Below are 13,394 nucleotides of genomic sequence, written 5' to 3'. Positions count from 1 at the left end.
AGAAGTTGCACAATTTGGCCACTTAGATCCTATGCAAACGCTGCCGAGTCCTGTTCAAGCTACTCCGACAGAAACCGCCATTGTCCGTCGCAAAACCCGTCCAGTGCCCATTGGCTCTGTCATCATTGGGGGCGGTCATCCCGTGGCGGTGCAGTCAATGATCAATGAAGACACGCTAGATATTGAAGGCTCAGTGGCCGCCATTCGTCGTCTCCATGAAATTGGCTGTGAAATTGTGCGGGTGACAGTACCCAGCCTTGCCCATGCCAAGGCCATGGAAGAGATTCGCGATCGCCTCTACAAAACCTACAAACCTGTGCCCCTTGTTGCCGATGTCCACCACAACGGCATGAAAATTGCCCTTGAAGTTGCCAAGTATGTGGACAATGTACGCATCAATCCGGGGCTCTACGTCTTTGAGAAACCCAAGCCCAATCGCACTGAATATACCCAAGCGGAATTTGAGGAAATTGGTGCCAAAATTCGCGAAACCCTTGAGCCACTGGTGATCTCGCTGCGCGATCAGGGCAAATCCATGCGCATTGGCGTCAATCACGGTTCCCTTGCTGAGCGGATGCTCTTTACCTATGGCGATACCCCAGAAGGAATGGTGGAATCGGCCCTGGAATTTATCCGCATCTGCGAGTCGTTGAACTTCTACAACCTGGAAATTTCCCTCAAGGCCTCACGGGTACCGGTGATGATTGCTGCCAACCGCCTGATGGTCAAGCGCATGGACGAACTGGGCATGGACTACCCCCTCCACTTGGGCGTCACCGAAGCTGGGGATGGCGAGTATGGCCGCATCAAATCCACCGCAGGCATTGCCACCCTCCTTGCCGAAGGGATTGGCGACACAATTCGTGTGTCCCTCACTGAAGCTCCCGAAAAAGAAATTCCGGTTTGCTACGGCATTTTGCAAGCCTTGGGCCTGCGGCGAACCATGGTGGAGTATGTGGCCTGTCCCTCCTGTGGGCGGACGCTCTTTAACCTTGAGGAAGTGCTGCACAAAGTCCGTGAAGCTACCAAACACCTGACGGGTCTGAATATTGCCGTCATGGGCTGCATTGTCAATGGGCCGGGGGAAATGGCCGACGCCGACTATGGCTATGTGGGCAAACAGCCGGGCTACATCTCCCTCTATCGCGGCCGTGAGGAAGTTAAGAAAGTCCCAGAAGCGGAAGGCGTGGCTGCCCTTGTGGAATTAATCAAGGCCGATGGCCGCTGGGTTGATCCCTAAACTATCAAGTATCTGTGAGGAGCAAAACATGACCACGGAAACCATTTTTAGCCGCATCCTTCGCCGCGAGATTCCTGCGGACATTGTCCATGAAGATGAGCTGTGTCTGGCCTTTCGCGACATCAACCCCCAAGCCCCTGTACATATTCTGGTGATCCCCAAAAAGCCGATTCCCCAACTAAGCCTGGCAGAACCTGAAGATCACCGCGTGCTGGGGCACCTGCTGCTGACTGCGAAACGCATTGCCGAGGCAGAGGGTCTAACGAATGGCTATCGCGTTGTCATTAACAATGGTCCCGACGGTGGGCAAACAGTCTATCATCTGCACTTACACTTGTTGGGTGGGCGACCCATGCAATGGCCACCGGGCTAAGGTCCGAGCTAAACTTGTCTAGCAGTCAATCCACTTCTTGACAAAGGGTACTTAGCCATGGGGAGCGATCGCTGAAACTTTGTAGCCTAGAGTACAGTTTACACCAATCATGTCTTTTAATCTATGGGAGATTATTGCTTATACGAGAGAACAAAACCCCATGGCTCAACAATTTGGACTTGGACGCCGGAAATTTTTAGTCTATGGCTCAGCCGCATTGGGAACGAGCCTTCTGATTAAAGGGTGTGCTCCAGCTACAGAAACCGGAGGTGGTGGACAACCAACCGCCGCTGGTGGTGACACTATTAAAGTGGGGATTTTGCATTCTTTAAGTGGCACCATGGCCATTAGTGAAAAGAGTGTGGTGGATGCTACCCAACTGGCCATTGAGCAAATCAACCAAGCGGGGGGGGTTCTGGGCAAGCAGATTCAACCTATTCTGGAGGATGGGGCATCTGACTGGCCGACCTTTGCCGAAAAAGCCACGAAATTAATCGATCAAGATAAAGTGGTAGCGGTTTTTGGCTGCTGGACTTCTGCTTCTCGGAAAGCAGTACTGCCGGTTTTTGAATCCAAGAATCACATGCTTTGGTACCCTGTGCAGTACGAAGGTCAAGAGTGCTCGAAAAACATTTTTTACACGGGTGCCGCTCCCAACCAGCAAATCGAACCTGCCGTAGATTGGCTCCTGCAAAACAAGGGTAAGAAATTTTTCTTAGTGGGCTCAGACTACGTCTTTCCCCGCACGGCCAACACAATTATCAAGGCACAACTGGCGGCTAAAGGTGGTGAAACAGTGGGTGAAGACTATCTGCCCTTGGGTAACACCGAAGTCACGCCCATCATTACTCGCATTCGCAATGCCTTGCCCGATGGCGGTGTGATTTTCAACACCCTCAACGGCGATAGCAATGTGGCCTTCTTTAAGCAGTTGCAGGGAGCAGGTCTGACACCAGATAAATACCCAACGATGTCCGTCAGTATTGCTGAGGAAGAGGTTCAAGCCATTGGCGTTGAGTACCTCAAGGGGCAGTATGCTGCTTGGAACTACTTTATGACTGTGGATACCCCTGAAAATAAATCGTTTGTCGAGGCCTTCAAAGCGAAGTTTGGCCAAAACCGCGTCACCAATGATCCAATGGAGGCCGCCTACATTGCCGTTCACCTCTGGAAACAGGCCGTGGAACAGGCAGGCACAGCTGACGATTTGGAAAAAGTGCGCCAAGCTGCCATTGGCCAGACGTTTAATGCCCCGGAAGGTCCCGTGAAGATGTTCCCGAACCACCACATTTCCAAAACAGTGCGCATTGGTGAGGTGGGTGAAGATGGTCTCTTTAAGATTGTTTACTCCACACCCCAGCCCGTGGATCCACTGCCTTGGAACCAGTTTGTGCCGGAAACCAAGGGTTTCGCCTGCGATTGGACGCGCACTGATGTGGATAACCCCGGCAAATTTAAGGCTGGGGGGGCTTGATTCCCTAATTTCCGAAATTTAGTAGTCCTAAAAACAGTTTTTGCCCCCTAAGGCGCTTGACAATCACAGTTGGCTGTCTGGGGTGGCTTTTTTCTGACAGGTTTTAGAACCATGACCTTTTTGCTAGAAAGTGTCTTCAATGGCATGAGTATCGGTGCGGTGTTGCTGTTAACCGCACTGGGGCTGGCGATTGTTTTTGGCATTATGGGCGTGATTAACCTTGCCCACGGCGAACTGATGATGCTGGGAGCCTACACTACCCTCGTGGTACAAAATGGCTTCCGTCAATTGGGGGAGGGTTGGTTTGATGCCTATCTATTAATAGCAGTGCCCTTAGCCTTTGCCGTGGCAGCGGGGATCGGTGTCGTTCTTGAGCGGGGAGTCATTCGCTATCTCTATGGTCGCCCCCTTGAAACCCTCTTGGCCACTTGGGGTGTGAGTTTGATCCTGCAACAGTTGGTGCGCAGTATAAGTTGGCAGATGACGCTGCAGATCGCCCTCTTTTGTCTGCTCTTCTTTGGTGGCCGCTGGCTCCTCTCTAAACGGGCGATCGCTCCCCGTTGGCAGGCTTGGGTATCGCCAGTGTTACTGGTGCTCTCTTTCGGGATTAGCCTGACGGCTAGCCTCGTGGCTGGGGGCACGGTGGGCCTGGCAATGACGAAGCCCTGGTTTGGTGCTCAGGGGGTGGATGTGACCGCTCCCAGTTGGCTGCGGAGAGGAGTGAATCTTTGGGGGGTGCAGTTTCCCTTTGTGCGCCTCTTTATTATTGCCCTGACGGTGGTGTGTCTGGCGGCGATTTACTTCTTTCTTCTGCGATCGCAATGGGGCCTACGGATTCGCGCCGTAACTCAAAACCGCAGTATGAGTGCCTGCTTGGGTATTCCCACCCAAACGGTTGATACCCTCACCTTTGCCCTTGGCTCTGGTCTAGCGGGAGTAGCAGGCTGTGCCATTAGCCTTTTGGGTTCTGTGAGCCCCAATACGGGTCAGAACTACATTGTTGAAGCCTTCATGGTTGTTGTCGTGGGGGGAGTCGGTAAAATTGTCGGTTCGATTGTGGCTGCCCTTGGCATTGGCTTTGTCAACTATGTCATTGGTTCGGGGTTGATGACCCGCTTTCTTGAACCGCAAACAGCACTGTTTGACTTCTTTGAATTTTTTGCTAGTACCAGCATGGCACGGGTGATGGTCTTCATCCTGATTATTGCTTTCCTACAACTGCGTCCCGCTGGTCTTTTTCCACAAAAAGGACGGATGGTCGATGCCTAAGCTATCGCAGTTCTTTTTTCCGAAAGATCGCCTCAGTGGTCGCGAGTTAATCGTGGTGGCTATCCTTGCTTTGATCCTGATTTTCGTGATGCCACCTCTGTTGCCGGGGTTTCGCTTGGATTTGCTGCACCGCTATCTGGCTCTGGCGATTGTGGCTTTGGGGATTGATCTGATTTGGGGGTTTACGGGGTTGCTCAGCCTTGGTCATGGCATTTTCTTTGCTTTGGGGGGGTACGCGATCGCCATGCATTTGAAACTACAGGTACCCACCACTGCCCCTAGTCCACTGCCGGACTTTATGTCCCTCTACGGGGTCACGGAGTTGCCGTGGTTTTGGTATCCCTTCTATTCCTTTGCCTTTGCTGTCGCAGCAGTGGTGCTGATCCCAGCCCTATTGGCGGCACTCTTAGGGTACCTTGTCTTCCGCAACCGCATCCGAGGGGTCTATTTCTCTATCCTTACTCAGGCAGCCATCATCGTCTTTTTTAACTTCTTTAATGGTCAGCAAAAACTTTTTAACGGCACCAATGGCCTGACGGATTTTCAAACCCTGCTGGGGTTCCCTGTGCGCAATGCCCAGACCCAGTATTGGTTCTATGTCATAACAGTAATTTTCTTGGCCTTGGCCTATCTTCTTTGCCGTTGTCTGACAATGGGACGCTTTGGCCGCCTACTGGTTGCTATTCGCGATGATGAAGTCCGCGTCCGTTTTTCAGGATACAATCCGACCAGTTATAAGGTACTCGTTTTTGCTATTTCCGCTGCCTTGGCAGGGATCGGTGGCGCTTTCTTTACCCTGCGCACAGGCATCATTTCACCACGAGCGATGGACATTGCCTTCTCAATTGAGATGGTGATCTGGGTGGCGGTTGGCGGCCGTGCCACCCTCATTGGAGCCGTGCTGGGAGCACTCTTGGTCAACTTTGCCCGCAGTCTGTTGAGTGAGCAATTTGCCGATATTTGGCTCTTTTTTCAAGGGGCACTGTTTTTAATTGTGGTGTTGGCACTACCTACGGGAATTGTTGGCTGGCTGCGCACCGAAGCCCCCAACCTGATTGCGAAACTCTTGGGGCGACCGCAACCCGTGGCAACATATCCAGAGTTGGAGTTTGATCCTGAGGTGCAATATGAGCGTCAAGTTCTCGAGCAGGAGGGCAAATAATTGCCATGACACCTATCCTTGAGATTGAGGATCTCACCGTTAGCTTTGATGGTTTCAATGCCCTAAATCATCTCTCGTTTCAGATGCAGGCGGGGGAACTACGGGTGATTATTGGCCCCAATGGTGCTGGTAAAACCACGTTCCTCGATGTGATTACGGGCAAAGTCAAGCCGACACAGGGGCGAGTGCTCTTCAAAGGGCGCAATCTGCGTCGCTATAGCGAAGATCAAATTGCCCGTATGGGCATTGGTCGCAAGTTTCAAACTCCCCGCGTCTATCTCAACCTAACAGTGCAGGAAAATTTGGAGTTAGCAGTAGCCCGCCGTAAGAGTGTCTTGGCAATGCTGTTTCAGCCACTGTCCCGCGAGGAGCGCGATCGCTTGCACAGCTTGATTGATACCATTGATACCATTGGTCTGCGGCCAAAAGCTAACTTTCCGGCAGGACTCCTCTCCCATGGTGAAAAGCAGTGGCTAGAAATTGGCATGCTGGTGGCACAATCCCCCGATTTGCTATTGGTGGATGAACCGGTGGCAGGTCTCACGGATGAGGAGACCCACCTAACGGGAGAGCTTCTAGTGGCCCTGGCCGAAAGCCACTCCATTATTGTCATTGAGCACGATATGGAGTTTGTCCGCCAAATTGCTCGCACGGTTACGGTTCTCCATGAGGGCTCGGTACTTTGCGAAGGTTCTATTGAAACCGTACAAAATGATCCCCGCGTGATTGAAGTCTATTTAGGTGCTCCCCTCGAAGAATCCGACTTAGCACAACAACCATGACTCGCGTTGATCACTACCCCCTAGCGAGGACAGCAGTGGATGCCGATTGGATGCTGCGCATTCGTGGCCTCAATGTCTATTACGGCGAAAGCCATATCCTGCGGGATATTGACCTGAGTGTGCCCCCTGGCAAAATGGTGTGCCTCATTGGCCGTAATGGCGTCGGCAAAACCACACTCCTGAAAACAGTCATTGGCCTGATCAAGCCCCGCAGTGGCCAGCTGGACTGTCAAGGAGAATCTCTCTTGCCGTTGCGTCCGGATCAGCGAGCCAAGCTGGGAATTGGCTATGTACCTCAAGGACGGGAAATTATTCCCCGGTTGACGGTGAAGGAGAATCTCCTCCTTGGCTTGGAGGCGCGTCCCCGTCAGCGGGCAAAACAGGAGATTTCAGAGGAAATTTTTGAACTCTTTCCTATCCTGAAGAAAATGCTCCACCGCATGGGGGGAGATCTCAGCGGTGGGCAGCAGCAACAGTTGGCGATCGCTCGCGCCCTAATGGGAGAACCCAAACTGCTTTTGCTGGATGAACCCACCGAAGGCATTCAACCCTCGATCATCCTTGAGATTGAGGCGGCGGTTCGTCGCATTATTGCCGCCCGAGGCATTTCTGTTCTCCTAGTGGAACAGCACCTCCACTTTGTCCGTGAGGCGGACTGGTACTATGCAATGCAAAAGGGGGGCATTGTTGCCTCTGGCCCTACCAGTGATCTCAGCCAAGAGGTGATTCAGCGGTTCCTCGCGGTCTAGCCTCTAAAGCGGGCGATCGCCCCCCTCCAAGGAGCCGGGTTGCTCCACCAGCATCATTCGTCGGGGCTGTGCCAGTTGCCGTAATACGGGTTGCAGATGCCCCAGCGTGTCGTTGAGGCGATCGAGAAGCAGTTGCAGATTCCCTGTATCCGCGAGGGCCTGCAGGGCTTGGTTGAGGGTTTCTAACAGTTGTAACCGCTGTTGCAGGGTGCGATCGCTCTCGGCCAAAAGTTGGGCCATGTACTGGCTCTGTTGCCGCAGTTCTTGGGCAATGGCGGTCTGTTCCTGGTTGACCTGCGCCCGCAGTTCCCTTTGGCTGTGCTGAATCTGGGTTACAAGGCGCTCAAACTGCTCAATGGACTGTTGCTGCCGCTCCTCGAGCGTAGCCACAAATTGCTGCCGATCCCTGATCACAGTAAGGGCCAGTTGATTTAAGTTCTCCAACAGTTTTTGTAGCTTTTCTTCTGTGGGCAACGCCGTGCGAATAGTTTCCTGAATCACTTGTTGGAGGGGTTCACCATCCACCCCTGCGGTCATATTCGTAACGGGGAGGCGGGGCAGCAGTTGATCGTTAATGTAGGTGTCAATTTGCAGCAGCAACTTATTCTCCCAGCGTTCAATGATTACCATTGGGATCATCACCAGCACACTCAGCACTAAGGCTACAAGGGTAGTATCAAAGGCCACCGCTAGCCCCGTCGTCACACCACCAATCCCCTCCTTGATTTGGTTCACGTCCTGAGCTGTCTCCAAAAAGCTGGAAAAGCCACTGACCGCTTGGCTAATCCCCACCACCGTGCCAATAAAACCCAACAGGGGAATTGCCCAGACTAGAACCCGGGGAATCGTATAGGAGGCATCGGTGGCGGCTGCGGCACTGCCACTGTCTTCTGCGGCGGCTTCAACAGCAATCTCCCGCTGGCCACTACTGAGAAATGCCCCTAAAACACGAGCACAGCGATTGGGAAGGAGCGTCCGCCGTTGGGCAAGGGTTTGCTGCAATTGCAAAATATCCCGCATCGCGGTGAAGGGGTAGTTGGCGGGGATCCAGATTTGACGCAGGCTGGGGGTCTGTTGAAACAGAGCAATCGCCTTCAAAATTGTAAACACCAAAACCGTCCACGCAAAAAAGACAGCCACGGGTTGCGTCCAGCCGCGATTGAGAAGCAGTTGGCCAAGGTAGGTGCCCTGAAAGGGCAAAAAGAAAATGTAGAGGATGACCGTGGCAACGGCAGCGATCGCCAGCGCCAACCACAGCGGAACAGTGAGATCCCAGCGGGGTACTGGTACTGGGGTCAGGGAAGGCGCAGTTGTTGTCGAAATGGGAGAAGAAGCTGTCATGACAATACTCAGGGCGCAAACATTTTTCAATCTATCGTGAAGGAGCCTCAGATTTTTGGAACAGCTGCTGCTCCCTGCTGCCACCGCCAAATACCCGCCAAGAGACTGCCAATTAGGGAATGCACCACCCCCGAAATCGCACAGGGTACTGCAGTGAGGGGATTTGCAAAGGCTTGCCGCGCTAACGCCACCCCTAGCCCAGAGTTTTGCATGCCCACCTCGATGGCGATTGTCCGACAGGTGCGCTCTGAATAGCCCACAGCTCGAGCAAGATAGTAGCCGCCAAGAAAGCCCAAACTGTGGAGGGACACAACAGCTGCCAACAGTTGCAAACCATGACTGAGAATTGCCTTGGCACTTGCTGCAAACACGCCACCACAGATGACACAAATGCCCAAAACTGAAATCAAGGGAGAAATAGGGAGCACTTTTTTCACCAAGTTGGGGGCTTTGGTATTCAAAGCTAAGCCGATCACAATGGGCAGCAATACCACTTGGACTGTGCCCCAAAATAGTTGCAGGGCGTTTACTTCAACGTATTGACCTGCCAGTAGCTTGGTTAATAGGGGTGTCAAAATAATCGCTGCCAGCGTTGAGCAAAGGGTCATGACGACTGACAACGCCACATGGGCACGGGCAATAAACGTCACCACATTGGAGGCCGTTCCACCAGGGCAGCAAGCGACTAAAATTAGTCCTACGGCAAAGGGCGTGGGCAATTGATATAGCTGTGCAACCAGCCATCCCGCCGTCGGCATAATCACGTACTGGCCAACAAATCCGAGGGCAACCGTGCGAGGCATTAACCCCACGGCCTGGAACTCCTGCCAACTCAGCGTGATTCCCATCCCCAGCATGACAATCATCAAGATCCAGACAATGAGATCGCTGCTGACCCACAAAAATAGGGGTGGATACACTAGCGCCACAATTGCCGTAAGCATTACCCAAAGCGGGAATAGGCTGGTCAACCATTCGGAGCGGGACATTAGGAAAAGCCTATAACTATAAGGATCCTAATAAAGAACGTCAAGGAAACGTTAAGTAGAATACATTTTTCGGGAAGACAGGAGCTTTACAATGCAAGATAGAGCAAAAATACTGAAAAATATAGAGATTGGGGGAATGATTGGAAAAATTGGAGTAGCTACAGGTTTTTCCTTTCCATGATATTATTTTCGACTACAGAAGCGGTGAACGTGTGTGAAAACGATTTTCACTGCCTTGTGTCTGTTCAATTCTGATAACAAGGGGAATAAAACAGTTTTCTTTGTACAGCAAGCCTAAGGATTTAGCATTGGGTACTTTAAGCTTTTACTTCTGGCCCTAACGATATCAAAAAATTTATAGACTTTTAACGCCGCAGTTGTCTATTACTGATTCAGCGAACTATTAGCGATCTATCGGATTGTTAAAGGAACAATTTCTATGACAGCAAGCACACCTACGTCAAGTTCAGTAGCGCCAGTGGGCAACAAAGCATTGGCATTTCCAGCACGGGTGATTCAGAGGGTGATTGGCGATCGCCTCTCCGGTCACTTAATATTTACCGATCCGAGGGACCCCTCCATCGGCTGGAACCTGTATGTGGGCAATGGTCAACTACATTACGCCAATAGCACTGTTGGGCATCAGGAACGCTTCAACTACCTGTGTCAACGCTATTGCCCTCAACTCAGCACCACACTCGCAACCGATGAAACGGAGTATCAGTATCTCTGTCGTCTTTGGCAACAGGGGCAATTGACCCTTCCCCAACTGCGTAGGCTACTCTTTCTCTTTAGTCAAGAAGCGCTGGTTCATATCTTTGCTATGCCCCAAGCCGCGTTGCAGATGGAGCGGGTGGCGGGTCTTGATCCCTTGGTTCTCTGTGTGCCAATCAAGGAAACTCTCAGTCAACTGCGGCAAGCCATTACCCAAGCAGTACAGGTGCGCACCTATTTGAACTCGCCGCTGCAACGACTGGTGCTAACCACAACCGAGCGAGTTCCCGCTGATCTGTGGCCAATGGACTATGGCCGCAATATTGCCGCTGCCTTGCCTCAACTCTTGGAGCAGACCCCCGTACTCTATGAAGTGGCGACTCAGTTGCGCAGGGAGGCGATCGCCACTGCTCAGTTACTGCAACCCGCCTTAGTCAATGGTTTGGTTGCCCAGCATCCCTACACTATCCCCACCAGTGATACTCGCCCCATCGTGGCTTGTATTGACGATAGCCGCACCATTCAGCGCAATGTCCGCCTGATTTTGGAAACCTGTGGTTATCGGGTGCTAGGCTTGATGAAACCAACCCATGCCCTAAGTGCCCTCAATGATACTAAGCCTGACTTAGTCTTGATGGATATCTCAATGCCAGAAATGGATGGCTATGAGCTCTGCCGTCAACTGCGGCAAACAGAAGCCCTTAAGGATGTGCCAGTAGTCATGCTCACAGGGCGCGACGGGCTAGTGGATCGGATTCGAGCACGGATGGCAGGGGCCACGGAGTATTTAACGAAACCCTTTACCCCGCAGGAGTTACTATCGTTAGCGGAGCGATTTACTCGGACTGCAGCAATGGAGAGTCATTCATGAAGCAGGTGCTCGTCGTTGAGGATTGCCGCACAGAGCAAACCATGATTGTCTCAATTTTAGAGAAATTGGGACACCAGGCCCATGTGGCGGAAACAGCGGAAAAAGCCATGGAATGGTTGGCTACGCATCAGCCACCGGATTTGATTGTCCTCGATATTGTGATGCCAGGGGCCAATGGCTTTGAACTCTGCCGCGAAGTACGGGCGAATTCCCTCCTCAAGACGGTGCCGATTATCTTTTGCTCCTCTAAGGATCAGGACTTTGATCGTTTTTGGGCGTTGCGTCAGGGGGGGAATGCCTACATTACGAAACCCTTTGAACCGGAAGATTTAATTGAAACCATTAACGAGTACTTACCTCCCTTGCCTCAATGATGTCTGTGAGTGCCCCAGTCCTTCAGGAATACTTTCATGTGGAACTGCCCCAACGGGTGAATGTGGCCATTCCCCTTGGGCAAACGGCTCAGGTTTTAAGCGTTGAGCCACGGGATATTTGTCTGGTGCCGGGGGTTTCAGCTGCTCTTTTGGGTATTAGTAACCACCGGGGGCAGTTATTGTGGATGCTTGACCTATTGAAATTGCTGGGGGTGGAGCATGCTTGGGAGCGATCGCCCCACCAACGTTGGACGGCACTGGTCATGCGCGATACTGACGGATCTTCGCCGCGTCAACTGGCTTGTGTGGTGAGTCAACTGCGGGGCATTATTCATGTCTCCCCACAGCAGCGGCAACCGGTGCCTCAGCAACTTCAACGGCAGGTGCACCAGTATTTGCAGGGTTTTGTGCGGTTGGATCGCCTGCCAATTTTACTATTGAATGTTGAAGCCGTTTTTGAAGCTGTTGCCCATTCAGCCGCTCCAGCCCTATGACCTCCCTTGCCAATTCCACCCCGCCAACCTCATCCCTGAGCGATCGCTACTTTAATGCCATTCTCACTCAGGATATCCCGACCCTGCGGGCCCTCCTTGAGGAAGAACCCACTGATCATTTGGTACAGTTAACCCTAGCCACTGCCCTAGAACAGGCGGGTGATGTCACTGCCGCCAAAGCCCTTTATCAGGCGATCGCCGCAGCAGATCAGGGAATTTTTGGTCAAAGTGCCCGCCATGCCTTGGCACTATTGCAGACAAGCCCTGCGCCTCCCCCGCTCCCCCCACTGCCAAGTGCCCCCGTTGCCGCTACCCCCATTCCCCTAGGACGGGGTCAAATCAAACAGTTGCGGCAGGGGCTGCACACCTTAGAAACATGGCTAGTGCAACTCCAGCAACAGGAGTGGGATAGCCCCTTGCCTGCGTTTAAGGATCCTCAACTCGCCGCCATTGGCCAAGGAATTGCCGTCTTGGTCGCTCAGCTCCAGCAGCAGCAGGATCAGATTCAAACCCTTGAAGCGCAACGTCAAGGGGAAGTACAGCGGCAGCGCCAAGAACGGATGAAAATGCAGGAGGCAGTGATTAACCTATTGCTGGATATTGAGGGAGCCCAGCGGGGAGATCTCACCGTACGCGCCAAGGTGGACGAAGGGGAAATGGGTTCCATTGCCGATGCTTTCAATGCCACAGTGCGTAGTTTGCGTCAAATTGTCGTCCAAGTCCAAACCGCTGCCAACCAAGTCCAAACCGCTGCCCAAACCACCCAGGGGGCGATCGCCGGACTGGTTGCCGGGGCAACCCAGCAAGCTGCCGACATTGATCGCAGTGTGGAAGCGGTCGAAACAATGGCCGCCTCAGTGCAAGCAGTAGCCCAGTCTGCCCAAGAAGCAGCAGCGATCGCCGCAGAGGGGCTGACGGCAGCACAATTGGGGGATGCAACTATGGACACTACCGTAGAGAGCATGGAGAATATCCGCCTCAGCGTGGCCGAGACTGCCAAGAAAATGAAACGCCTCGCTGAATCCTCCCAAGAAATCTCCAAAATCATCAACATCATCTCCAACATCTCTGAGAAAACCAACCTTTTGGCCTTTAATGCTTCGATTGAAGCTGCCCGCGCTGGGGAGCACGGCCAAGGCTTCCGGGTGGTGGCCGATGAGGTGCGCCGCCTGGCCGAGCGAGTCACAGATTCAACACGGGATATTGAACAGTTAGTGACGGGGATTCAGCAGGAGACGGCTGAGGTGCTTCAGGAAATGGAAGTCAGTACAGCGCAAGTGGTCAAGGGCACCCAGTTGGTGAGTCAAACCAAAGCAACGTTACAGGGACTCGCTCGCCTCAACCAGCAGATTGATTCACGACTGCAAATGATTTCTGAGCGCACCGCCTCCCAAACCGCCACGGCTGCAGAAGTGACGCAGATTATGCAGCGGGTTGCCCAGATGGCACAAACAACAACTTCAGCCGCTGCTGCTGTGGTGGATGCCATGGAAAGTCTAGTAGCCCTTGCCGCAGAACTGCAGGCCTCGGTATCGCGGTTCCGTGTGGATCCTTGAGGACGG

13 protein-coding genes are annotated in these 13,394 nt (G+C 52.8%); 11 read left to right on the top strand and 2 right to left on the bottom strand.

What is annotated here, in order from left to right; all coding sequences use genetic code 11:
- The first annotated feature begins 31 nt into the window (after window positions 1–31).
- From ispG to urtE, 7 genes are all read left to right on the top strand, one after another.
- A complete protein-coding gene (gene ispG, locus NK55_RS00215) occupies window positions 32–1,240 on the top strand; it encodes a (E)-4-hydroxy-3-methylbut-2-enyl-diphosphate synthase (protein WP_024123857.1) in 1,209 nt (402 codons plus the stop codon).
- A 28-nt stretch (window positions 1,241–1,268) separates the two neighbouring features.
- Complete coding sequence (locus NK55_RS00210) at window positions 1,269–1,613, top strand: histidine triad nucleotide-binding protein (RefSeq protein WP_024123856.1); 345 nt, start codon at window positions 1,269–1,271, stop codon at window positions 1,611–1,613.
- 160 nt (window positions 1,614–1,773) lie between these two features.
- The gene (gene urtA / locus NK55_RS00205) at window positions 1,774–3,087 is read left to right on the top strand and encodes an urea ABC transporter substrate-binding protein (protein ID WP_024123855.1); all 1,314 of its coding nucleotides are present in this window, start codon (window positions 1,774–1,776) and stop codon (window positions 3,085–3,087) included.
- 111 nt (window positions 3,088–3,198) lie between these two features.
- Window positions 3,199–4,356, top strand: a complete 1,158-nt coding sequence (locus NK55_RS00200) for an ABC transporter permease subunit (protein WP_024123854.1) — start codon at window positions 3,199–3,201, stop codon at window positions 4,354–4,356.
- Window positions 4,349–5,518 carry an urea ABC transporter permease subunit UrtC gene (gene urtC / locus NK55_RS00195; protein WP_024123853.1) on the top strand — a complete coding sequence of 390 codons (1,170 nt, stop codon included), beginning with the start codon at window positions 4,349–4,351 and terminating at the stop codon, window positions 5,516–5,518. The genes NK55_RS00200 and urtC overlap by 8 nt, the downstream gene beginning before the upstream one ends.
- A gap of 5 nt (window positions 5,519–5,523) precedes the next feature.
- Window positions 5,524–6,300 carry an urea ABC transporter ATP-binding protein UrtD gene (urtD, locus tag NK55_RS00190; RefSeq protein WP_024123852.1) on the top strand — a complete coding sequence of 259 codons (777 nt, stop codon included), beginning with the start codon at window positions 5,524–5,526 and terminating at the stop codon, window positions 6,298–6,300.
- A 50-nt stretch (window positions 6,301–6,350) separates the two neighbouring features.
- Window positions 6,351–7,049, top strand: a complete 699-nt coding sequence (gene urtE / locus NK55_RS00185; protein ID WP_041429339.1) for an urea ABC transporter ATP-binding subunit UrtE — start codon at window positions 6,351–6,353, stop codon at window positions 7,047–7,049.
- A 3-nt stretch (window positions 7,050–7,052) separates the two neighbouring features.
- On the opposite strand, the gene NK55_RS00180 is transcribed toward urtE, so the two are convergent.
- Together NK55_RS00180 and NK55_RS00175 are read right to left on the bottom strand one after the other, a co-directional pair.
- Window positions 7,053–8,390, bottom strand: coding sequence for a MotA/TolQ/ExbB proton channel family protein (locus tag NK55_RS00180; RefSeq protein WP_225871761.1), 1,338 nt, complete (start codon window positions 8,388–8,390; stop codon window positions 7,053–7,055).
- Window positions 8,391–8,437: 47 nt separating this feature from the next.
- Complete coding sequence (locus NK55_RS00175; RefSeq protein WP_024123849.1) at window positions 8,438–9,379, bottom strand: bile acid:sodium symporter family protein; 942 nt, start codon at window positions 9,377–9,379, stop codon at window positions 8,438–8,440.
- A 439-nt stretch (window positions 9,380–9,818) separates the two neighbouring features.
- Here NK55_RS00175 and NK55_RS00170 point away from each other — a divergent pair, with 439 nt between their 5' ends.
- The 4 genes from NK55_RS00170 to NK55_RS00155 are packed head-to-tail and all read left to right on the top strand — an operon-like array spanning window position 9,819 to window position 13,388.
- On the top strand, window positions 9,819–10,964 hold the full coding sequence (locus NK55_RS00170) for a response regulator (RefSeq protein ID WP_024123848.1): 1,146 nt from the start codon (window positions 9,819–9,821) through the stop codon (window positions 10,962–10,964).
- Window positions 10,961–11,338 (top strand): response regulator transcription factor, encoded by a 378-nt coding sequence (locus tag NK55_RS00165; RefSeq protein WP_024123847.1) that lies wholly within the window; start codon window positions 10,961–10,963, stop codon window positions 11,336–11,338. The genes NK55_RS00170 and NK55_RS00165 overlap by 4 nt, the downstream gene beginning before the upstream one ends.
- Window positions 11,339–11,343: 5 nt before the next feature.
- Entirely contained in the window at window positions 11,344–11,832 is a 489-nt protein-coding gene (locus NK55_RS00160; RefSeq protein WP_024123846.1) for a chemotaxis protein CheW, read from the top strand.
- Window positions 11,829–13,388 (top strand): methyl-accepting chemotaxis protein, encoded by a 1,560-nt coding sequence (locus NK55_RS00155; protein ID WP_024123845.1) that lies wholly within the window; start codon window positions 11,829–11,831, stop codon window positions 13,386–13,388. The genes NK55_RS00160 and NK55_RS00155 overlap by 4 nt, the downstream gene beginning before the upstream one ends.
- Window positions 13,389–13,394 lie beyond the last annotated feature (6 nt).

This window comes from Thermosynechococcus sp. NK55a (assembly GCF_000505665.1).
Classification (GTDB): domain Bacteria; phylum Cyanobacteriota; class Cyanobacteriia; order Thermosynechococcales; family Thermosynechococcaceae; genus Thermosynechococcus.
This window is presented reverse-complemented; position numbering and strand designations above follow the sequence as displayed.